Below are 853 nucleotides of genomic sequence, written 5' to 3' on the forward strand. Positions count from 1 at the left end.
GGCGGCGCATGGCGCCGCCGGAACTAAGTATCAGCCGAAGACTTTGAAGCGATCGCTGTCGTCCATGAACGCCTTTTCGCCGAAGGCGGCTGAGTTGGCGCCGAACGGCATCTGCGCGCGCAGCTTCCACGAGGAAGGGATGTTCCAGGCGGCTGCAATTTCAGCGTCGGCCAACGGATTGTAGTGCTGCAGGCTGGCGCCAATGTCGGATGCGGCAAGCGCTGCCCAAACGGCAAACTGCGCCATGCCGCTCGACTGTTCTGACCAGATCGGGAAATTGTCGGCGTAAAGCGCAAACTTTTCCTGCAGGCCCTTCACGACGTCCTGGTCTTCGAAAAAGAGAACGGTGCCGGCGCCGGCGGCAAAGCTGTTGATGCGCTTTTCGGTCGATTCAAACGCGTCGGCAGGAACGATTTTGCGCAGTGCGTCCATCACGAAGCCCCAGAGCTTGTCGCTTTCTGCGCCGTAGAGAACCAGAACACGCGAGCTCTGCGAATTGAAGGAAGACGGCGTGTGCTTGACGGCTTCCTGGATCAGCTTGGTGGTTTCTTCCTGGGAAATCGGCAGTGTCTTGCCGAGAGCATACTGACTGCGGCGCTTCTTGATGGATTCAATAAGAGTGTTGGTCATGTGGGGCGCTATCCTTTTTCATGTATACGGCCACCCTACCGCTGGGAGGAGCAGTCAAATGCGGCCGGAAACAAGGGATAGTGCATAGGAAGGGAGATGCATATTGCATTGCATCACACCCAAGAGATTTTTTTGCTCCCTCTCTGTCAGTCGCCATCTCTCTCAGCATTTGTTGGGACGGATACAATTATTCTTTGCGCACGAAGTGCTTGCTGCTCAATCT

The 853-nt window shown here is 56.0% G+C and carries 1 protein-coding gene; it reads right to left on the minus strand.

Going from position 1 to position 853, the window contains the following annotated elements; genetic code table 11:
• Positions 1–30: 30 nt before the first annotated feature.
• Positions 31–630, minus strand: coding sequence for a nitroreductase family protein (locus B3605_RS03690; RefSeq protein WP_112944117.1), 600 nt, complete (start codon positions 628–630; stop codon positions 31–33).
• Between the last annotated feature and the right edge of the window lie 223 nt (positions 631–853).

Source organism: Rhizobium sp. UBA1881 (assembly GCF_002338015.1).
Lineage (GTDB): Bacteria > Pseudomonadota > Alphaproteobacteria > Rhizobiales > Rhizobiaceae > Rhizobium.